This window comes from Acidovorax sp. GW460-11-11-14-LB4, from assembly GCF_059423685.1.
In genome coordinates, this window is sequence record NZ_JBWKYJ010000003.1 from 42,251 (window position 1) to 61,954 (window position 19,704).

Sequence of the window (19,704 nt, forward strand, 5' to 3'; positions counted from 1 at the left end):
TGGATTTTTTCGGCCGCCCAGGGCGGACACCTGTTGCAGCCGCCCGCATCGCGGTGTGCCGGGCCGCGACACCTGTCACGAAATGGAACAGTTGGCACATCGCTTGCGCCCACACCCTTGCCCCGCGCCGTGGAGCCCGCCATACTGGCCCACACACCACAAGCGGGCCGCCCTGAGCCCGCACGGAGACAAAGCGTGCGCCCCAACACTTCCCCCGTCGCCCTGCGACAGGCCCGCCAGCACCTGCTGGACTCTGGCCACTGCCCCAGCGGCCTGGTGGACGAGCGCCTGGCGCGCTCCTGGTCGCGCAGCATGGCGGCCGGCCTGCTGCCCACCGGGCGGCCGCAGGCCATCGACCACCCCAGCAGCGGCACGCTGCGCCAGGTGCTGGCCAGCAACCCCGAGCTGCTCGCGCATTCGCGGCCGGTGATGGAATACCTGTTCGAGCAAGTGCGCCACAGCCAGAGCGTGGTGGTGCTGGCCGACCGGCGCGGCATGCTCATGCACACGCTGGGCGATCCGTACTTTGTGGACAAGGCCGAGCGCGTGGCGCTGACCAGCGGCGCCTCCTGGCACGAGGCCCACCGGGGCACCAATGCCATCGGCACGGCGCTGGCCGAGGCCTGCGCGGTGGAGGTGCACGGCGGCGAGCATTTTCTGGAGCGCAACAACTTTCTCACCTGCGCGGCTTCGCCCATCCTGTCGGCCACGGGCGAGCTGCTGGGCATCCTCGACATCTCGGGCGACTACCGCCACGGCCACGCCCACACGCTGGGCCTGGTGAGCACGGCCGCCCGCATGATCGAAAACCGCCTGCTGGCGGCCACCTGCAAACGCAACATCCGGCTGCACCTGCACAGCGCGCCCGAGGGCATTGGCAGCGTGGCCGAGGGCATCGTGGCCGTGTCGGCCGACGGCTGGATCGTGGGTGCCAACCGCGTGGCGCTGGCGCAGTTGGGCCTGCATGCGGGGGACGTGGGCGCCACCTCGCTGGAGCGGGTGCTGGATGTGCGGCTGGATGACCTGCTCTCGCACCACAAGCGCCGCCCCCAGCAGCCGCAGGCTTTGCGCACACTGCAAGGCGCCTTGCTGTTTGCCCAGGTGCAGATGGACGCCGCCTGGGTCGCCACCCCCACACGGCCCACCGCTGCGGCGACTGCTGCGCCCCAGCAAGACGCCCTGGCCCAGCTGGACACCGGCGACGCGCGCTGGCGCGCCGCCGCCGACAAGGCGCGCCGCGTGGTGGGCAAACCGATTGCGGTGCTGGTGCAGGGGGAGTCGGGCGTGGGCAAGGAGGTGTTTGCGCGCGCGCTGCACGCCAGCGGCCCGCGCCGCGATGCGCCGTTTGTGGCCATCAACTGCGCAGCCATCCCCGAGCACCTGATCGAATCAGAACTCTTCGGCCATGTGGCCGGGGCCTTCACCGGCGCGCGCAAGGAGGGCCACCTGGGCCGCCTGCGTGAGGCCCACGGCGGCACGCTGTTTCTCGACGAAATCGGCGACATGCCGCTGGCCCTGCAGACCCGTCTGCTGCGTGTGCTGCAAGAGCGCAGCGTGACGCCCGTGGGCGCCAGCAAGGCCGTGCCGGTGGACTTTGCACTGGTCTGCGCCACGCACAACCAGCTCATGCAGGCGGCGGAACAGGGGCGCTTTCGGCAAGACCTGTACTACCGCATCAACGGCCTCACGGTGCAGCTGCCCGCACTGCGCGAGCGCAGCGACTTCGTGGCGCTGCTGCAGCGCCTGCTGGCCGACCTGGCCACCGAGCAGGGCCTGGGTTTTGAGGTGCAGGTGGCGCCCGACCTGCTGGCCCGCCTGGCCGCCTACCCCTGGCCCGGCAACCTGCGCCAGCTGGCCAACGTGCTGCGCACGGCCTGCGCCATGCTGGCCGAGGGCGAAGACACCCTGGGCTGGGAGCACATGCCCGACGACTTGGTGCAGGCCCTCACGGCGGTGCCCGCCGGTCCGCGCAGCGACGCCGCAGTGGGCCCGGGCGTGGACGGCCTGCCTGCCAGCCTGAGCCTGCAGCAGCTGTCGCAGGCCGCCATCGACCAGGCGCTGCAGGCCGCGCGCGGCAACATGTCGCAGGCCGCTCGCCAGCTGGGCATCAGCCGCCAGACGCTGTACCGCAAGCTGAAGATGCCGGTGGCCTGAGGGCATGCCGGGTTCGGTAGATTGCTATTGATTTAGGAGCTTTCGCCGCATATCGCACTAGCGCTTGCGGCACTTTTGGCTGAATTTTCAGTGCGCAGCATGCCCAGGGCGCGTCCGGTGGCATCAACCTCTCAGGCCTGCCCGCCACGTGGCAGCACCAGCCGCGCGCGCAGCCCAGCGCCCGCCGAGCTGTGCAGCTCCAGCCGCCCGCCGTGGCTGCGCACCACGCGTTCCACGATGGCCAGGCCCAGCCCCGCGCCCGGCGCGCCCGAGCGTGCCGCGCCATCGCCGCGCGTAAAGGGCTGGCGGATGCGGTCCAGCTCTGCCGGGGCGATGCCCGGGCCCTGGTCCTGCACCTCCAGCCACACGCCGTCGGCATCCGCCCCCGTGCGCAGCAGCACCGGCGGCGTGCCGTGGCGCCAGGCGTTTTCCACCAGGTTGTCCAGCGCGCGGCGCAGGGCCTGGGGGCGCACCGGCACGTCGGGCAGCGAGCCCAGCGCCAGCCGCACGGTGCGCCCATGGTCGGCCTGCGCCTCAGCCACGGCCTGGGCCAGGTCGTTGAGCGATGCGGGGGTGGGCGCCTCGGCCTCGCCTGCGTTGGAACCGACCCGCGCAAACTGCAGGAACTGGCCCACGATGCCGTCCATCTCGTCGATGCTGCGCGCCATGCTCGCGGCCAGGGGGGCATCCACCTGCGCCCCGGCAATCTCCACGCCCAGGCGCAGCTTGGTCAGCGGGGTGCGCAGGTCGTGCGACACACCGGCCAGCATCAGCGCGCGCTCCTGCTCGGCCGCGGCCAGGCTGTGCGCCATGTGGTTGAAGCTGCGGCCCACGGTGGCGATTTCTTCGGGTCCGTCCTCGGGTAGCGGCGCGGGCGGTTGGCCTTGCGCCAGCTGCCGGGCCGCTGCCACCACCTGCGCCAGCGGGCGGTTGATGTGCCGCTGCAGCCACCAGGCTCCCAGCAGCGCCAGCAGCATGCTGGCCAGCGTGGCGGCCAGCCACGCGCCGGTGAACTCGCGCGTGGGGAACACGCTGGGCAGGTTCAGCCAATAGGTCTCCGCCCCCTCAGGCCCCTGGTGCACCACACGCAGGGCCAGCACGCCCGTGCTGTCGCGGCGCCATACGGGTTGCGAAGTGTTGGTTGCCGCATCGTCCGCCCCCAGGCGGCGCGACACCGCCTGCACAAACTGCCGCTCCATGGGCGACAGCAGCGCACGGCGCGCAGCGCTTTCCGCCGCCACGGGCGGGGCCGACCGCACCGCTTGCTGGTTGAACGCCTCGACGAATGCAGCGCGCTCTGCCGGGGGCAGTGCCTGCAGCCCCGCGCGCAGCGCGCCCACGTTGCGTGCCACGCCATCGGCCACCTGCGCCACGCGGGGCTGAAAGATCATCTGCCGCACCAGCATGGCCGCCACCAGCTGGCCCAGCACGATGAGCACCGCCATCAGCAGCAGGTTGCGGCCCAGCAGGCTGCGCGGCCACCAGCCTCGGGCGGCCTGGGGTGTGGCAGCAGGGGGCGTCATGCCTTGCCTCCGCCGCCCGGCGCTGCGCCATCGGGCACAAACACATAGCCCACGCCCCACACGGTGCGGATGTGGCGCGGCTGGGCAGGGTCGGCCTCGATGAGTTTGCGCAGGCGCATCACCTGCACATCGATGCTGCGGTCGGTGGCCGTGTGGTCAGGGCCATAGGCCAGTGCGATGAGCCGGTCGCGGCCCAGGGGCCGGTGCGGTTGCTGTGCCAGCGCCTGCAGCAGCGCGAATTCGCCCGTGGTCAAGGGCACGTCCTGGGCGCGGTCGCCGTCGGCGCCCCCGTGGCGTTCCAGCCGGCGCTCATCCAGCCACAGTGTGAACGCGCCAAAATCGATGCGCCCGCCCGTCTGGCGCGGCCCGGTGTGCGCACCCAGCAGGCGCTGGCGGCGCACCATGGCCTGGATGCGGGCCAGCAGCTCGCGCGGGTTGAAGGGCTTGGGCAGGTAGTCGTCGGCGCCCATCTCCAGGCCCACGATGCGGTCCACGGGGTCTCCGCGCGCGGTGAGCATCAGGATGGGGATGGTCTCGCCCTGCGCGCGCAGGCGGCGGCAGATCGACAGGCCATCCTCGCCCGGCATCATCACGTCGAGCACCAACACGTCAAAGCGCTCGCGCTGCAGCAGCACATCGAGTGGGCCCGCACCATCGACCGTGCGCACGCTGTAGCCCTGGTCGCTCAGGTAGCGCTGCAGCAGCGCACGCAGGTCGGGTTCGTCATCGGCGACCAGGATCTTGGCCAGGGCTTCCGTCATGGGGCGGTGTGTGGGTGTGGCAGCGGGTGGGTGCAGCCAAGGCTGCGTGCCAATGGTAGGGCCGAAAACACCGGGTGCCAGCGCGGGCATGTGATCCGGTGCATGACAACGCATGACACGTGCCGGTGGTTTGTCATGCTTTGTCATACATCGTGCAGCGGGCGCCACAACTGGCTCATACCTGGCGGCCATAGTTCAGCTCATCGCAGCACCCTGCTGCTTCGTACCCTCTGATCTGTTGCAAGGAGCCGACCGCCATGTACCCTTCCTTCCCGACACCTCCCGCCCCCGTTGCCACCTGCCGCGCCATGCTGCTGGCCGCCTTGGCCGTGGCGGCACTGTTGCTTCTGGCAGCCAGCGATGCCAACGCACGCAGCCGTCACACGGTGGAGCACAACGCCGACGGCAGCACCACCGCCCGCACCGGCGTGGTCCGCGCAGCGCCGGGCGGTGGGGGCGTGCTGCGCGGCCGCAGCGTGACCACCGACGGCCAGGGCCACGGCAGTGTGCGCAGCGGCGCTGCCGTGGTGGGCCCCAACGGCGCCATGGCGGTGCGCCAGGGCCAGAGCGCAAGGAATGCCGATGGCACGGCCAGCCACAGCAGCACCTTGGCCGCACAGGGCGACCGGGGCACGCTGCAGAGCACGGGCGCCGCCACGCGCAGCGCTGACGGCAGCGTGACCCAGGGCCGCACCACCACGGCCACCAGCGCAGCCACCGGCAACAGCGTGCAGACCAGCAGCTCGTACACCGCAGACACCGGCCGCACCCGCAGCGCCAGCTGCTTTGACGCCAGCGGCGCCCCCATGGCCTGCCCTGCGCGGCCCTGATCCATTACCTTCCATTCATTGAGCCAGGAGATCCCGCATGTCCCGTCCTTCCACCCCGCTCTCCGCGTTCGCCTCCCTGCGCACAGGCCTGGGCGCAGCGCTGTGTGCGCTCGCCGCTGTGCTGACCCCACCCGCCCACGCCCAGCTGCGGGGGCTGGGGCCTTTCGCGCAGGTGCGCGACACCGCTGCGGCCTTGCCCGCCGGTGTGCAGCGCGTGGCCGATGTGCCCTATGGTGCGGACCCGCTGCAGCGCATGGATGTCTACCTGCCCGCCGCTGGCGGTGCCGCCAGCAGCGCTGCGGTGGCCAGCGGCACACGCGCTCCGGTGATCTTCATGGTGCATGGCGGCGCCTGGCGCACGGGCGACAAGGCCATGTCCCGCGTGGTGCAGGAGAAGGTGGCGCGCTGGGTGCCCAAGGGCTTTGTGTTCATCTCGGTGAACTACCGCCTGTACCCCGCCGTGAACGTGCTGCAGGAGGCGCAGGACGTGGCCATGGCACTGGCCGCCGCCCAAAGCCGCGCCGCCAGCTGGGGCGCCGATGCATCGCGGTTCATCCTGATGGGGCACTCGGCCGGCGCGCACCTGGTGTCGCTCATCAATGCGTCGCCGACCCTGGCCCAGCGCGAGGGGGCCTGGCCCTGGCTGGGCACGGTGTCGCTGGACAGCGCGGCGCTCAATGTGCCGGTGGTGATGACCGCGCCGCACTACCCGTTCTATGACGAGGTGATGGGTGCCAACCCGTTGTTCTGGGCCGCAGTGTCGCCGTACCACGCACTGTCGGGGCCGGTGCCGCCGTTCCAGTTCGTGTGCTCTACCGAGCGCCCCGACCACCCCTGCCTGCAGGCCCAGGGCATGGCCCGCCGCGTGCGCGACCTGGGCGGCCGTGCCGAGGTGCTGCCGCAGGAGCTGACCCACGGCGAGATCAACGCGCAGCTGGGCCTGGAGAGCGCCTACACGCGGGCCGTGGAGACCTTCATGGCCTCGCTGGATGCGGTGGTGGCGCAGCGGCTCAAGTAGTTGCGTTCAGTCCGCTTGCACGGCCCGCCGCAGCGCGGCACGGGCCAGCAGGCGGGTGGAGTCCAGCGTGGGCAGCGGGGAGTTGGCGTCGCTCAGGATCAGCGGGATCTCGGTGCAGCCCAGCACCACGGCATCGCAGCCGTCCTCGCGCTGCATGCGGGCGATGATTTGCTGGAACAGGGCCACGCCCTCGGGGCGAATGACGCCGGGCACCAGCTCGTCCATGATGATGCGGTTGATCTCGCTGCGCTCGGCCTCGGTGGGGCGCACCCATTGCTGGCCCCGGGCCTGCAGCGCGTCGGGGTACACGCTGCTGTCCACCAGCCAGCGCGTGCCGGTGAGCGCCAGGCGCCGGTGGCCGCGCGCTGCCGCCTCGGCCGCCACCACCTCGGCAATGTGCAGCCAGGGCAGCGGCGAATGGAGCAGCACCCGGTCCATCGCCTGGTGGATGGTGTTGTCGGGGCAGATCAGAAAATCTGCGCCTGCACGCGCCAGCTTGTGGGCGGAGGCCAGCATCAGGTCGGCCACGCCTTGCAGGTCATGCCGGTCCAGGCAGTCTACATAGTCGGCCAGCGACGGCGTGTGCAGCGTCACCTCGGGGTGCGCATGCGGGCGGCCAAGCAATGCGGCGCCTTCGGTGCACAGGGTGCGGTAACACAGGGCGGCACCTTCGGCGGAGCAGCCCACGATGCCGATGTGTTGGGGCATGACGGTGGTCCAGAGCGGTTGCAAAGGCCCATTATTGCCACCGCGCTGCCGTGGCCCGGGCCCAACGCTGTGCCCGTCAGTCTCCACGCACCCTTTGCGCAAATCCGCGGGTGCTGAACTGCTCCAGCACAAAGTCCACAAACACCCGAGTGCGGGCGGGCAGCAGCTTCTTGCTGGGGTAGTACAGCGATGTCGGTCCTGCATCGGCCCACCAGCCGGGCAGCACCCGCACCAGGTCGCCCCGCGCCAGCCAGGGCTGCGCAAACGGCATGGGCAGCACGGCCAGGCCCAGGCCCATCAGCGCGGCCTGGCACATGGCCTCGGGGTCGTCGAACACGACGCGCGGGCGCAGCTCCACGGGGGCGGCATCGCCCGCCTTGTTGCGGAGCGTGGTGAGGTTGATGCGCCCGGTGCGGATATTGCGCCGTGCAATGCCATCCCACTGCGCCAGGTCCGCCGGGTGGCGTGGTGCCCGCTTGCGGCCCTGCAGCAGCGCAGGCGCTGCCACAACCACCAGGTGGATGGGGCCCAGCGTGCGCGCCACCATGTCGGGGTTCAGGTTCAGGCCGCCGCCAATGCCGGCGTCAAAGCCCTCGCCGATCAAGTCCACCTGCCGGTTCTCAAAGCGCCAGTCGGGCTGGATGGCCGGGTAGCGCTGCAGGAACTCGGTGAGCAGCGGCACCAGGTACGCGCGGCCAAAGGCCTGGCCCATGCTGACCTTGAGCGTGCCCGCAGGCTGCTGCTCGGCCTCGGCCGCGTAGTCCACCGCATCGGCCAGTGCGGTGAGTGGCGGGCCCACTTGCGCCAGCAGGCGCTGCCCGCCCTCGGTCAGTGTGAGGCTGCGCGTGCTGCGCTGGAACAGCCGCACGCCCAGGCTGGCCTCCAGCCTCGCCACGTTCTTGCTCACGGCGGCGGGCGTCAGGCCCATGAGCCGTGCGGCGGCCGAAAAGCTGCCCGCCTGGGCGGACTGCACAAACGATTCGAGGTGGCTGAGGGGTTGCATGCGGTGTATTTTCAACCAAGGGTTGAAAGATATACAGCCCATTCATGGCTACCGGAGCATGAGTGTTTTTCTGACACTGCAGGTCTTCCCGGTTCGGTTGCGAACCATTTTTCTGCATACATCTCGTTGGAGAAACAACACCATGTCTTCTGTGTCTGAAACATCCCCGGTCTCCGCCCCTTCATCGCCTGGCCGCCCGCTGGCGGGCAAGGTCGCGCTTGTCACCGGCGGCGCGCGCGGCATTGGCGCGGCCATCGTGCGGCGCCTGGCGCGCGACGGGGCGGCCGTGGCCTTTACCTACAGCAGCTCCGCTGCGCCTGCGCAGGCGCTGGTGGCGGACATTGCTGCGAGCGGCGGCAAGGCCCTGGCCCTGCAGGCCGACAGCGCCGATGCCGTCGCCCTCACGCAGGCGGTGGACCGCGCCGCGCGCGAGCTGGGCCGCCTGGACATCCTCGTCAACAACGCGGGCGTCGCCATCGCGGGTGAGCTCGGCAGCTTTGCGCTGGCCGACTTTGACCACACGCTCAACGTCAACGTGCGCGCCGTGTTCGTGGCCACCCAGGCAGCCGTGCGCCATATGGGCCAGGGCGGTGCCTATGGCCGCGTGATCACCATCGGCAGCACCAACTCCGACCGCGTGCCATGGGCCGGATTCAGCGTGTACGGCATGAGCAAGGCCGCCATCGTGGGCCTGACCAAGGGCCTGGCCCGCGACCTGGGCCCGCGTGGCATCACGGTGAACAACGTGCAGCCCGGCCCCGTGAACACCGACATGAACCCCGCTGACGGCCCCATGGCGGGCGACATGCACGGCCTGATGGCCCTGAGTCGCCATGCCCACCCCGATGAGATCGCGGGCATGGTGGCGTATCTGGCCGGCCCGGAATCGGGCATGGTGACGGGGGCGAGCTTGTTGATCGACGGCGGGTTTGCGGCTTGAGGGAGGTCAGCACGGCGCTCACTGCGTGGGCTTTCGCGCCCGGGGCGTTTTCTGCACTGCAGGGCCGTGGGCCGCCAGCTCTTTGGGCGTGAGCAGGTAAGCGGGGTTGTTGGCGACCATCTCCACCGCCAGGTCGATGAAGGCCCGCACGCGTGCTGGCAGCGCCGTGCGGCTGCCGTAGTACACGTAGAGCGCCAGGTGCTGCGCCACATGCTGGGGCAGCAGCGGCACCAGCTGGCCGCTGCGCACCAGCGGCGCGGCCGTCACGCCCACCAGCTGGCCCACCGCGTGGCCGCCCAGCACCGCACGGGCCTCCACCTCGATGTCGTTGGTGCAGAACGTGGGGTGGATGGTGCGCGCCACGATGTCGTCGCCCACCTGGAACTCCCAGGGCATGGGCTTGCCAGTGGACGCATGGCGAAAGCCGCTGCAGCGGTGCTGCGCCAGGTCGTCGATGCTGGCCGGCGCACCGTGGCGTGCGATGTAGGCAGGCGCGGCGCACACGATGAGCTGCAGCGTGAGCAGCCGCCGCGCCACCACGCCGCCCTCGGGCGGGTAGCCCGAGCGGAAGCCGACATCCACGCGGTCTTCCACCCAGTTGCCGATGCGGTCGTCGAGCTGCACATCGGGCTCCACCAGCGGGTGGCGGCGGCAGAACTCGTCAAGCACCGGCCAGATCACCTCCAGCAGGATGGAGCGCGGCGCCACGATGCGCAGCGGCCCCGCCATTGCCTCGCGCCCGCGCCGCGCGCCCTGCACCGCGTGCTGCAGCGTGGCCAGGCCCGGCTGTGCCGAGGCCAGGAACTGGCGCCCTTCTTCGGTCAGGCTCAGGCTGCGCGTGGTGCGGTGGAACAGCCGCACGCCCAGGTGCGATTCGAGCTGCACCAGCAGCTGGCTGGACGCCTGTGGCGTGATGCCCTGCGCGGCCGCCGCCTGGCGCAGGCTGCCCAGCTCGGCGGCCTTGACGAAGTTGGCGATGGCGCGCAGTTCATTGATGGCCACGGTGGACAGGCATTGTGCGGGGTGGGTGTGTGGTGGATTGGCAAGCGTTGCTTGCGAATGAATCCAGAGATTATGGGCTAGTCGCATGGCAATGGCTTGCCTAAAGTCCACCGCCATGGGCACCGCCCATAGCTCAACACCACCTCAAGGACTCGCCATGAATGCCGCACACATCACCCCCACCACAGCCACTACCACCTCCCGTTCTTCGTACCCCCGCGTCTGGCTGATCACCGGCGCCTCGCGTGGCATCGGCGCGCGCATTGCCGAGGCTGCGCTGGCCCAGGGCGATGCCGTCGTCGCCACATCACGCGATGCCGCATCGGTCGAAAAGCGCTTGGGCGCACACGATGCCCTGCTGCCCCTGGCGCTGGACGTGACCGACGAGGCCCAGGCCCGCCATGCTGTGGGCGCGGCACTCGACCGCTTCGGCCGCATCGATGTGCTGGTCAACAACGCGGGCTACGGCCTGCTGGGCGCGGTGGAAGAGGCCACCGCCGACGAGGTGCTGCGCCTGTACGACACCAATGTGTTTGGCCTGCTGCATGTGACCCGCGCTGTGCTGCCTGCCATGCGCGCGCGCCGCGCCGGGCATGTGGTCAACATCTCGTCACTGGGCGGAGTGCAGTCGGCCGCCGGGTTTGGCCTGTACTGCTCCACCAAGTTCGCGGTCGAGGGCATCACCGAGGCGCTGCATGCCGAGCTGGCGCCGCTGGGCATCCACGCCACCGTGGTGGAGCCGGGGTACTTCCGCACCGAGTTTCTGGACAGCGCCTCGCTGGCCGTGTCGCCCCGGGTGCTGGACGACTACGCCGAGAGCGCCGGTGCCGTGCGCGAGGCTGCCCGCCGCATCAACCTGAACCAGCCCGGCGACCCGGTGCGCCTGGCCCAGGCCGTGATGCAGCTGGTGGCCAGCCCGACGCCGCCGCTGCGCCTGCCGCTGGGCACGGACACGCTCCAAACCATTGCTGATAAACATGCCTTCGTGGCAAAAGAGACGGCGCAGTGGCGTGCGGTGGCGGTGTCCACAGACTTCCCGGTGCAGGAAGCCGCGCTTCAGGCGGCGTGAGTCCCCGCTCCTGTTGGGGTAGCTGGCAGCACCCTGCCGTCAGGCGGCAGGGGCTGTTGGGCCTCCCATTTTTGGGTCGGTGCTGGGAGCTGACCACGCTCACACAGGCCGTGCAAACTCCATCACCCAGTTCACCTCCCAGGTCGCGCCGCCATCGTCCGAAAACGCCTGCTGCCAGCGCGGGGCGCCGGTGTGCATCTGCGACCACTCGAAGCGCACGCGCACCGGGCGGCCCTCGAACAGCTCCTCGCCTTCAAACAGGCCCACGCCGCCCTGGAAGCCGCCCACCACGGGCGGCAGCAGCAGGCCGTTGGCCGGGTCCAGGCCGCCCGTGAGGTTGTCCAGCCAGTAGATACTCCAGCGCTGCGTCACGGGGTTGAACACACGCAGTGCCATGCCCACGTAGCCGGGCTGCCATGCCAGCGGCGTGAAGTCGTCGAAATTGCCGATGCCACCGGGCAATGGATGTGCGGTGCCCGTGGCGTCGAACACCTCCCAGTCGTTGCACCCCGCGAGCCGGCGCACCAGCCGCGTGTTGCGAATGCGCCAGGGGCCCATGAGAAAGTCGAAGTCGCGCGCGGCACTGGGCGCGATGGTGGGCGACGGGATGGGAGTGAGGCGGGCTGGGGTGGACATGGTGGGTCTCCGTGGTGGTTGGTGCGTCAGGGGGAGAGGTTTGCGGTGCGTCACGCATGCAACGCCGAGCGCGCGGTGGGCTGCAGGCGGAGCACCTCGGGCTCTGCCGCCAGCCAGGGCGCAAGACCGGGCACCACGTCACGCGCCCAGGCCCCGCTGTCGGTAAACGATGTCAGCGCAGCCTCGTCGCCAAACAGGGCCAAGCCCACCAGCACGGGTTCGCCTTCGCGCACCGGCAGGCGGGCAAAAGTGTTGGGGCTGGGCTCGGTGCAGAACCATGCGATCTGGCGCGCGCCGCCGCGCTGCAGGGTGGGCGTCATGCGGTGGCGGCAGAAGTCCAGCAGTGGTGGTGTGGCGGGCTCACGCAACGGCAACACGGTGACCTGCAGGACGCCAGCGGTGGCACCCTGCGCGCCGGGCTGGGGCCTTGCATGGTGTGGCAAGGCCGCCGTGGCGCCGGGCCAGGTGGGGCAGAGCAGGTGCACGTTGTCCGAATCGATCATGGTCGCATTGGCGGCGTCGCGGTGTGCCGCCCACACGGGGCCGCCATAGAAGCCCTCCAGCGCGCGGTGGCGCGCCTGCATGTCGGCAAAGCTGCGCAGCCAGACGAACTGGTCGGGCCGGTCCAGGTCGCGGAACTGGCCCAGCACGCGCATGCCGAGCGCCTCCTGGGTTTCCACAAACTCCCGGTCGAACAGGTCGATGAGCACCTCGCGCTGCTGGGGGTGCAAGGTGTACTGGCGCAGTTCAACGATGGCGTTGGGATCGGTGGTGGGCATGGGGGCTCCTGAAAAGGTAGGGGGGGCAACAAGGCCAAAACAGGCCTGCAGTGTGCGCACCGATACCTGCCAACCAATGGCAGGTATTTGCGCTATCGTTGGTGTTCTGTCTTTTTGCACCACCCCTGCCAAAAACCATGCGCGCCAGCCGCTTGCTGTCCCTTCAGATGCTGCTGGAAACGCGCGGCCGCATGAGCGCGCAGGCGCTGGCCGAGGCGCTGGAGGTGTCGGTGCGCACGCTGTACCGCGATGTGGACCAGCTCAGCGCTGCGGGCGTGCCCATCTATGCCGAGCGGGGGCGCCATGGTGGCTTTGCGCTGCTGCCGGGTTGGAAGACCACGCTCACCGGCCTCACGCCGTCGGAGGCGCAGGCCGTTTTCTTGAGCGGCCTGCCCGGCCCTGCGCAGGACCTGGGCCTGGGCGGCGATGTGGCGGGGGCGCGCCTGAAGCTGCTGGCCGCACTGCCCGCCGCCTGGCGCGACGACGCGCAGCGCGTGAGCACGCGGCTGCACCTGGACCCCGTGGATTGGTACCGCGAGAGCGACCCCACGCCGCATTTGCCCACGGTGGCAGCCGCCGTGTGGAGCGGCCACCAGATCACCCTGCGCTATGAGGGCTGGGCGCGCACGGCAGAGCGCACGGTGAGCCCGCTGGGCCTGGTGCTGAAAGCGGGCGTGTGGTACCTGGTGGCCTTACCCACGGGAGCCGACACTCCCGGGCCACGCACCTACCGGGTGTCGAACATCCTCGCGGCCACAGCGCTGGACCAACCAGCCAGGCGCCCCGCACGCTTTGACCTGCCGGGCTACTGGGCCGCGTCGATCCGGCGTTTTGAGTCAGGCCTGTACACGGGCGAGGCCGCACTGCTGGCCACGCCCGAAGGGTTGCGCGGTCTGCGCGCGCTCAGCAGCGCCGTGGCCCGAGCGGTGGCCGCCGCCCCTCCGTCCCGCCGCAAGGACGGCCGCATGGCCGTGACGATCCCCATCGAGTCGGTGGAGCATGCCTGCGGGCAGCTGATGCGGTTGTCGCCGCAGGTGGAAGTGCTGCGGCCCCTGGCATTGCGCCGCGCGCTGGTGGCGCGGGTGCAGGCCACGGCGCGGCTGTATGGGCTGGCGGCCGGATGAGGCATGGGCAATATTCGCTACAAATTAAATAGCAGCGAGGGCATTGCTTGTGGGCGCTACCGGCCCATTGGATCGTAAAAACCTTTTGAGGGCCGTCCTTGAAGTGACCCGGCGTGCGCGGTGCGCTCACAGTCCCCGTTCCACCATGTCCAGCAACTGCTGGCCCAGCAGGTCCAGCATCTGTTGGGGCGTGCCGCGCAGCGGCCCGTCGATGGCCAGCAGCGCCATGCCATGCACGGTGGACCAGGCCAGGTATTCGGCGCCGGGGCGGCGCGCGGGCGGCAGGGTGCCCGCGGCCACCAGGTCGTCCAGTGCGGCGCTCAGGTGCTGGAAGGGGTTCAGCCCCGTGGCACCGCCCATGGCGGGGTCGGGGGTTTGCTGCACCGTGAAGCGGCCACCGAAGGCGGTGCGAAAGAGCCCTGTCTCGGTGTGCGCAAACCGCAGGTAGCCGGCGCCCACGGCGCGCACCTTGGCGTGGGCCTGCTCGGTGGGCGTGCCGGTGGTGGGCACAAGGGCCAGCTCGGCCTCCATGGACCGCGCGGCGGCGGCCACGGCAGCGGCGCGCACGGCGCCCAGCAGGTCGTCGCGGTTGGCGAAATGGCGGTAGGCCGCATTGGGTGCCACACCCGCGCGGCGTGTGGCCTCGCGCAGCACCACCGCATCCGGCCCGCCCTGGCGCGCCAGTTCGATGCCCGCGTCCAGCAGCGCACGGTGCAGATCCCCGTGGCGGTAGGTGGCGCGTGCGGCGGGTGCACTGGAGGGGGCAGCTTTGTTGCGGGTGCTTACGGTCATGGATCGTTGGGATGTGGACACTGTCCATTATCTTTGTTATTGTTTGTGGACGGTGTTCACAATTGCGCGCCGAAACCCTTCCTACCCCGTCCATGTTCCCCAGGAGACCCCCATGAAAGTCGAGCCCTACCTGATGTTCGAAGGCCGCTGCGATGAAGCGCTGGAGTTTTACCGCCACGCTTTGGGCGCCCAAGTCACCATGCTCATGCGCTACAAGGACAACCCCGAGCCCGCCGCCGGCGAGGGCTGCGCCGATGGCAGCGGCCCGGGCCCCACGCCCGAGATGGTCATGCACGCCTCGTTCACCGTGGGCGACACGCAGATCATGGCGTCGGACGGCATGGGCTCGGGCCACGCCAGCTTCCAGGGCATCTCGCTGGCGCTGAGCCCCGCCAATGCGGCAGATGCCAAACGCTATTTCGACGCACTGGCCGATGGTGGCAAGGTGCAGATGCCGCTCACCAAGACCTTTTTCTCGCAGGCGTTTGGCATGGTGGCTGACCGCTTTGGCGTGCCCTGGATGGTGGTGGCCCCTGAATGAGTGCAACCGCCATCACCACCACCGACTCCCCGGCAGGAACCCGCATGCTCGCTCTCTATGGCCACCCTTTTTCGTCCTACACCCAGAAGGTGCTGATCGCGCTGTACGAGAACGGGACACCGTTCGAACTGCTCAATCTTGACCCCGCAGAGCCCGTCAGCCATTCGGCCGACTGGTTGCGCCACTGGCCGCTGGCGAAGTTTCCGGTGCTGGTGGACGGTGACCACACGGTGGTCGAAAGCAGCATCGTGATCGAGCACCTGCAGCTCGCGCACCCGGGGCCTGTGCCGCTGATTCCCGCCGATGCCCGGGCAGCACTGGACGTGCGCTTCATGGACCGCTTCTTTGACCTGCACGTGATGGCCCCGGTGCAGCACGCGGTGAATGCCGCGCTGACCGGCAACGCCGAGCGCAAGGCCGAAGGCGTAGCCTGGGCCACCGAGAAGCTGGAGAAAGCCTACGCCTGGCTGGAGGGCATGTGGGCAGGGCGCACCTGGGCGGCGGGCGAGCCGTTCTCGCTGGCCGACTGCGCAGCGGCGCCCTCGCTGTTCTATGCCGACTGGACGCACCCCATCGCGGCCACCTACCCGCAGTTGCGTGCGTACCGTGCCCGGCTGCTGGCACGCCCCTCGTTTGCACGCGCGGTGGAGGGCGGGCGCCCCTACCGCCACTACTTTCCGCTCGGTGCGCCCGACCGCGACTGAGCAGCGCCCGCACCACGACACCAGGAGACCCCCCATGATGAATCCCGAACCCCACGCCATGCATCGCTGGCTGCAGCAGCTGCTGGGCGACTGGACCTGCGAATCCCTGGCCGACATGGGTCCGGACCAGCCCCCCGCGCACAGCCGGGGCACCGAGCAAGTGCGCGCGCTGGGCAGCCTGTGGGTGCTGTGCGAAGGGGCGGGCTCCATGCCCGGCGGGGGCGGCGAGGCCCGCATGCTGATGACGCTGGGCTACGACCCGGACCAGCAGGCGTTCGTCGGCACCTGGGTGGGCTCGATGATGACCCACCTGTGGGTGTACCGTGGCACGCTCGATGCGGACCAGAAGGTGCTGACGCTGGAGACCGAAGGCCCCAGCTTCATAAACGACGGCGCCACCATGCGCTACCGGGACGTGATCACCGTCATCAGCGCCAACGAGCGCACGCTCACCTCGTTCGGCCAGCAGCCGGACGGCAGCTGGAAGCAGTTCATGCAAGCCAAGTACACCCGAACTTCCTGAGCCACTGCGCGGCTTCCCCCTGAAAGGCGACGTAACCGGAGGGCTGGCCAAGCCAGATCCACAGCCGCACTGGTATTCCACCCCGCCAGTCGCCAGCGCAACGCGCATGACACACTGCGCTGCCAATCTCTTTTGATTTCCACCGTCCCATGACCCTCCGCATCGAAGGCCGCGCACGCTGGCCCGCACTCATCCTGCTGTGCCTGGGCGAGCTGATGATCGTGCTCGACACCACCATCGTGAATGTCGCGCTGCCCAGCATCAAGGCCGACCTGGGCTTTACCGAAACCTCGCTGGTGTGGGTGGTCAACGCCTACATGCTTACCTTTGGCGGCTGCCTGCTGCTGGGTGGGCGGCTGGGCGATCTGTACGGCCACCGGCGGCTGTTCCTGGCGGGCATCACGCTGTTCACCATCGCATCGCTGGCCTGCGGGCTGGCCAATACGCAGGGGCTGCTGGTGGCGGCGCGCGCGGTGCAGGGCGTGGGCGGCGCGGTGGTGTCGGCCGTGGCGTTGTCGCTCATCATGAATCTGTTCACCGAGCCCGGCGAGCGAGCGCGCGCCATGGGTGTCTACGGCTTTGTGTGTGCCGGGGGGGGCAGCATTGGGGTGCTGTTGGGCGGGGTGCTCACCAGCGCATTGAGCTGGCACTGGATCTTTCTGGTCAACATCCCCGTGGGCGTGGCCATCTACCTGGCCTGCCTGGCGCTGCTGCCGGGCGGCAAGGGGCAGGCCCACGGACAGCGGCTGGACTTGGCGGGCGCCGTCACCATCACCGCGTCGCTGATGCTCGCGGTGTACGCCATCGTCAACGGCAACGCGGCGGGCTGGACCTCGCTGCAGTCGCTGGGGCTGCTGGGGGCTGCGGCGGCGCTGCTGGCGGCTTTTTTGTTCATCGAGTCGCATGTGGCTGCGCCGCTGGTGCCCCTGCCGCTGTTGCGGCTGCGCAATTTGGCCATCTCCAACGTGGTGGGCGTGCTGTGGGCGGCGTCGATGTTTGCGTGGTTCTTTCTGTCGGCGCTGTACATGCAGCTGGTGCTGGGCTACGACGCCATGCAGGTGGGCCTGGCGTTCCTGCCGTCCAATCTCATCATGGCGGGCTGCTCGCTGGGGCTGTCGGCCTGGGTGGTGATGCGTTTTGGCATTTGCCGCACGCTGGGCTGGGGGCTGCTGTTGGCGGCGGTGGGCCTGGCCCTGTTTGCGCTGGCGCCCACCGAGGGGCGCTTTCTGATCCACGTGCTGCCCGGCATGCTGCTGCTGGGCGTGGGCGCCGGCATTGCGCTCAACCCGCTGCTGCTGGCCGCCATGGGCGATGTGAAGCCCGAAGACTCGGGGCTGGCCTCGGGGGTGGTGAACACGGCCTTCATGATGGGCGGCGCCCTGGGCCTCGCCATCTTGGCCAGCCTGGCCGATGCGCGCACCGACCACCTGCGCGAGGCCGGGGTCAGTGTTCAGCAGGCGCTCAATGCAGGCTACCAGCTGGCGTTCTGGGTGTCGGCCTTGTGCTCGCTGGTGGCCGCCGTGCTGGGTGGTTTCGTGTTGCGTCCGGCACCGCCACCGTCCGCCGCCGCGCCTTCCCACGCGGGTGCCGTGTGAGGAGATAGGGCGCTATTTAATTGATAGCTACTCGGGCATATTCCACTAGCGCATGCAGTCATTTTTGGCTTGAAATGGTGACGAAGCTGTGTGCGCACGCGGTGCGGCACTGTCCTGTATGCCGCACCGCACTGTTCCACCCAGCGCACTTCTGAATGCGGCCGCTGGCCTTATCTTTGGCAGGCGTGCTGCCCGATAGCCGGTGGCGCAAACCCAAGGAGTCCTTGATGTCGTCCTCCCCCACCGTGTCTTCGTCTGCCGCCAGCCTGCCCATCGTGCAGGCCCAGGTGCTGGGTCCGCTGTGGCCCACGATGGACCCGTTCCTGTTCTGCGCCCACCATGACGACGCCTACCCCGCAGGCAACGGCGCGTTTGCGCCCGCCGTGTCGCTGGAGGGCCGCCAGATCGGCAGCGACTTCAGCCGCAAGGACGGCTGGAGCATGTACCACGGCGACACCGTGCCCGGCTTTCCGGGCCACCCGCACCGGGGCTTTGAAACCGTGACCCTGGTGCGCAAGGGCCTCATCGACCATTCCGACTCGCTGGGCGCCGCCGCGCGTTTTGGCGGGGGCGATGTGCAGTGGGTCACGGCGGGCAAGGGCATCGTGCATTCGGAGATGTTCCCGCTGCTCAACGCCACCGAGCCCAACCCGCTGGAGCTGTTCCAGATCTGGCTGAACCTGCCCGCGAAGAACAAGATGGTGGAGCCGCACTTCACCATGCTGTGGAACGAGCGCATTCCGCGCCTGGTCCACCACGACGATGCAGGTCGCGCCACCACGGTGACGGTGGTGGCGGGCGCCCTGCCCGGCGCGCCCGCGCCGCTGGCGCCGCCACCCGAGTCCTGGGCTTCGCAGCCCGAGGGCGATGTGGCCATCTGGACGCTGCGCATGGACCCCGGCGCGCAGTGGACGCTGCCCGCCGCGCGCGGCCAGGGCACGCGCCGCATGCTGTACTTCTTTGTGGGCGACAGCCTGCGCGTGGGCCCGCAGGACGTGGGCCAGCACGCCGCGCTGGAGCTGGTGGCCGGGCAGGACTGGCAGCTGACCAACACCGGCGCGACGCCGCTGGAATGCCTGCTGCTGCAAGGCCAGCCCATCGCCGAGCCCGTGGCGCAGTACGGCCCGTTTGTGATGAACACACAGGCCGAGATCATGCAAGCCATGAACGACTACCGCCGTACCCAGTTCGGCGGCTGGCCCTGGCCCGACCAGGACCCGGTGCACGGCACCGAAGCGCGGCGGTTTGCGCGCTACCCCGGCCAGACGGAGGAAGAGCGCCCAGCCGAGGCCTTGTCGGGCGCATAGGGTTGTTCACCAGGCCCTGCCAAGCTTCCACGAGGCCCTGCGGCAGCCGTCCGGCGCCTCGTGGACAATCCGGGGTTTCGTTCTGACCCGCGCGGCGGCTGGTGGCATACCCCTGCCAGCCCCGCGCCGATTCTTCACCGCCTGAAAGCGCAAGCACCACCATGGCCACCACCATCACCAAAGACTCCGCCGTCACCATCACTTACAAGGTCACCACCCCCCAGGGCAAGCCGCTGGATGCGGGGCACCTGTCGTACCTGCACGGTGGCTACGAAAACATCTTCCCCAAGGTCGAGGCCGCACTCGATGGCCAGGCCGTGGGCTTCAGCACCACGCTGCAGCTGGCGGTGGAAGACGCCTTCGGCGCGCGCGATGAAAGCCTGGTGCGCACCATTCCCAAAAGTGAGTTCCCGCCCGGCGTGAAGGTCGGCGGCCAGCTGCAAGGCGTGGGCAACGACGGCCAGCCCGCCGTGTTCAACGTGGTCAAGATCAAGGGCCCCGAAGTGCACCTGGACGGCAACCACCCACTGGCAGGCCAGGCATTGACCTTCAGCTGCAAGGTCACCGAAGTGCGCGCCGCCAGCCCTGAAGAAATTGCGCACCGCCATGTGCATGGTGCGCACGGCCACCACCATTGATGGTTGCTCGCCAGCCTGGGGCTGGTGACGCCCTCAGACCTTGGTGAACCAGCCATC

The 19,704-nt window shown here is 69.6% G+C and carries 20 protein-coding genes; 12 read left to right on the forward strand and 8 right to left on the reverse strand.

The genetic code is table 11. From position 1 onward, the window contains the following. Positions 1-195 precede the first annotated feature (195 nt). Positions 196-2,154, forward strand: a complete 1,959-nt coding sequence (locus tag AC07X4_RS02585) for a sigma-54-dependent Fis family transcriptional regulator (protein WP_494739133.1) — start codon at positions 196-198, stop codon at positions 2,152-2,154. A gap of 131 nt (positions 2,155-2,285) precedes the next feature. On the opposite strand, the gene AC07X4_RS02590 is transcribed toward AC07X4_RS02585, so the two are convergent. Beyond that, a complete protein-coding gene (locus tag AC07X4_RS02590) occupies positions 2,286-3,677 on the reverse strand; it encodes an ATP-binding protein (RefSeq protein WP_494739134.1) in 1,392 nt (463 codons plus the stop codon). Then, on the reverse strand, positions 3,674-4,438 hold the full coding sequence (ompR, locus tag AC07X4_RS02595; RefSeq protein ID WP_494739135.1) for an osmolarity response regulator transcription factor OmpR: 765 nt from the start codon (positions 4,436-4,438) through the stop codon (positions 3,674-3,676). Before ompR ends, AC07X4_RS02590 begins: the two co-directional genes overlap by 4 nt. A gap of 257 nt (positions 4,439-4,695) precedes the next feature. Between ompR and AC07X4_RS02600 the strand changes: the two genes are divergently transcribed. Together AC07X4_RS02600 and AC07X4_RS02605 are read left to right on the forward strand one after the other, a co-directional pair. Continuing rightward, positions 4,696-5,268, forward strand: a complete 573-nt coding sequence (locus tag AC07X4_RS02600; protein WP_494739136.1) for a hypothetical protein — start codon at positions 4,696-4,698, stop codon at positions 5,266-5,268. 37 nt (positions 5,269-5,305) lie between these two features. Continuing rightward, complete coding sequence (locus tag AC07X4_RS02605; protein WP_494739137.1) at positions 5,306-6,286, forward strand: alpha/beta hydrolase; 981 nt, start codon at positions 5,306-5,308, stop codon at positions 6,284-6,286. Positions 6,287-6,292: 6 nt separating this feature from the next. Here the strand turns inward: AC07X4_RS02605 and AC07X4_RS02610 are convergent, their stop codons facing one another. Continuing rightward, on the reverse strand, positions 6,293-6,994 hold the full coding sequence (locus AC07X4_RS02610; protein WP_494739138.1) for an aspartate/glutamate racemase family protein: 702 nt from the start codon (positions 6,992-6,994) through the stop codon (positions 6,293-6,295). 76 nt (positions 6,995-7,070) lie between these two features. After that, a complete protein-coding gene (locus tag AC07X4_RS02615) occupies positions 7,071-7,997 on the reverse strand; it encodes a LysR family transcriptional regulator (RefSeq protein ID WP_494739139.1) in 927 nt (308 codons plus the stop codon). Between the two features lie 142 nt (positions 7,998-8,139). Between AC07X4_RS02615 and AC07X4_RS02620 the strand changes: the two genes are divergently transcribed. Next, entirely contained in the window at positions 8,140-8,937 is a 798-nt protein-coding gene (locus AC07X4_RS02620; RefSeq protein WP_444825830.1) for an SDR family oxidoreductase, read from the forward strand. 18 nt (positions 8,938-8,955) lie between these two features. On the opposite strand, the gene AC07X4_RS02625 is transcribed toward AC07X4_RS02620, so the two are convergent. Beyond that, entirely contained in the window at positions 8,956-9,939 is a 984-nt protein-coding gene (locus AC07X4_RS02625) for a LysR family transcriptional regulator (RefSeq protein WP_494739140.1), read from the reverse strand. A gap of 157 nt (positions 9,940-10,096) precedes the next feature. Between AC07X4_RS02625 and AC07X4_RS02630 the strand changes: the two genes are divergently transcribed. Then, a complete protein-coding gene (locus tag AC07X4_RS02630; RefSeq protein WP_494739141.1) occupies positions 10,097-11,008 on the forward strand; it encodes an oxidoreductase in 912 nt (303 codons plus the stop codon). A gap of 99 nt (positions 11,009-11,107) precedes the next feature. Here the strand turns inward: AC07X4_RS02630 and AC07X4_RS02635 are convergent, their stop codons facing one another. Together AC07X4_RS02635 and AC07X4_RS02640 are read right to left on the reverse strand one after the other, a co-directional pair. Next, the gene (locus AC07X4_RS02635; protein ID WP_494739142.1) at positions 11,108-11,644 is read right to left on the reverse strand and encodes a hypothetical protein; all 537 of its coding nucleotides are present in this window, start codon (positions 11,642-11,644) and stop codon (positions 11,108-11,110) included. A gap of 50 nt (positions 11,645-11,694) precedes the next feature. Next, the gene (locus AC07X4_RS02640; protein WP_494739143.1) at positions 11,695-12,423 is read right to left on the reverse strand and encodes an NIPSNAP family protein; all 729 of its coding nucleotides are present in this window, start codon (positions 12,421-12,423) and stop codon (positions 11,695-11,697) included. A gap of 137 nt (positions 12,424-12,560) precedes the next feature. Between AC07X4_RS02640 and AC07X4_RS02645 the strand changes: the two genes are divergently transcribed. Next, a complete protein-coding gene (locus AC07X4_RS02645; protein WP_494739144.1) occupies positions 12,561-13,547 on the forward strand; it encodes a helix-turn-helix transcriptional regulator in 987 nt (328 codons plus the stop codon). A 126-nt stretch (positions 13,548-13,673) separates the two neighbouring features. Here the strand turns inward: AC07X4_RS02645 and AC07X4_RS02650 are convergent, their stop codons facing one another. Next, positions 13,674-14,339, reverse strand: a complete 666-nt coding sequence (locus AC07X4_RS02650) for a TetR/AcrR family transcriptional regulator (RefSeq protein ID WP_395456901.1) — start codon at positions 14,337-14,339, stop codon at positions 13,674-13,676. Between the two features lie 112 nt (positions 14,340-14,451). On the opposite strand from AC07X4_RS02650, the gene AC07X4_RS02655 reads away from it, so the two are divergent. The 6 genes from AC07X4_RS02655 to AC07X4_RS02680 all read left to right on the forward strand — a co-directional run bounded on the left by AC07X4_RS02655 (position 14,452) and on the right by AC07X4_RS02680 (position 19,647). Then, positions 14,452-14,880: a VOC family protein gene (locus AC07X4_RS02655; RefSeq protein WP_099731825.1), complete on the forward strand. Its 429-nt coding sequence runs from the start codon at positions 14,452-14,454 to the stop codon at positions 14,878-14,880. Continuing rightward, on the forward strand, positions 14,877-15,584 hold the full coding sequence (locus tag AC07X4_RS02660) for a glutathione S-transferase family protein (RefSeq protein WP_494739145.1): 708 nt from the start codon (positions 14,877-14,879) through the stop codon (positions 15,582-15,584). Before AC07X4_RS02655 ends, AC07X4_RS02660 begins: the two co-directional genes overlap by 4 nt. 34 nt (positions 15,585-15,618) lie before the next feature. Next, on the forward strand, positions 15,619-16,107 hold the full coding sequence (locus tag AC07X4_RS02665) for a DUF1579 domain-containing protein (RefSeq protein ID WP_494739146.1): 489 nt from the start codon (positions 15,619-15,621) through the stop codon (positions 16,105-16,107). A gap of 149 nt (positions 16,108-16,256) precedes the next feature. Continuing rightward, positions 16,257-17,702 carry an MFS transporter gene (locus tag AC07X4_RS02670; RefSeq protein ID WP_494739147.1) on the forward strand — a complete coding sequence of 482 codons (1,446 nt, stop codon included), beginning with the start codon at positions 16,257-16,259 and terminating at the stop codon, positions 17,700-17,702. 227 nt (positions 17,703-17,929) lie between these two features. Then, on the forward strand, positions 17,930-19,009 hold the full coding sequence (locus AC07X4_RS02675; protein ID WP_494739148.1) for a pirin family protein: 1,080 nt from the start codon (positions 17,930-17,932) through the stop codon (positions 19,007-19,009). Between the two features lie 161 nt (positions 19,010-19,170). Further along, entirely contained in the window at positions 19,171-19,647 is a 477-nt protein-coding gene (locus AC07X4_RS02680) for an FKBP-type peptidyl-prolyl cis-trans isomerase (protein ID WP_060985498.1), read from the forward strand. Positions 19,648-19,704: the final 57 nt, after the last annotated feature.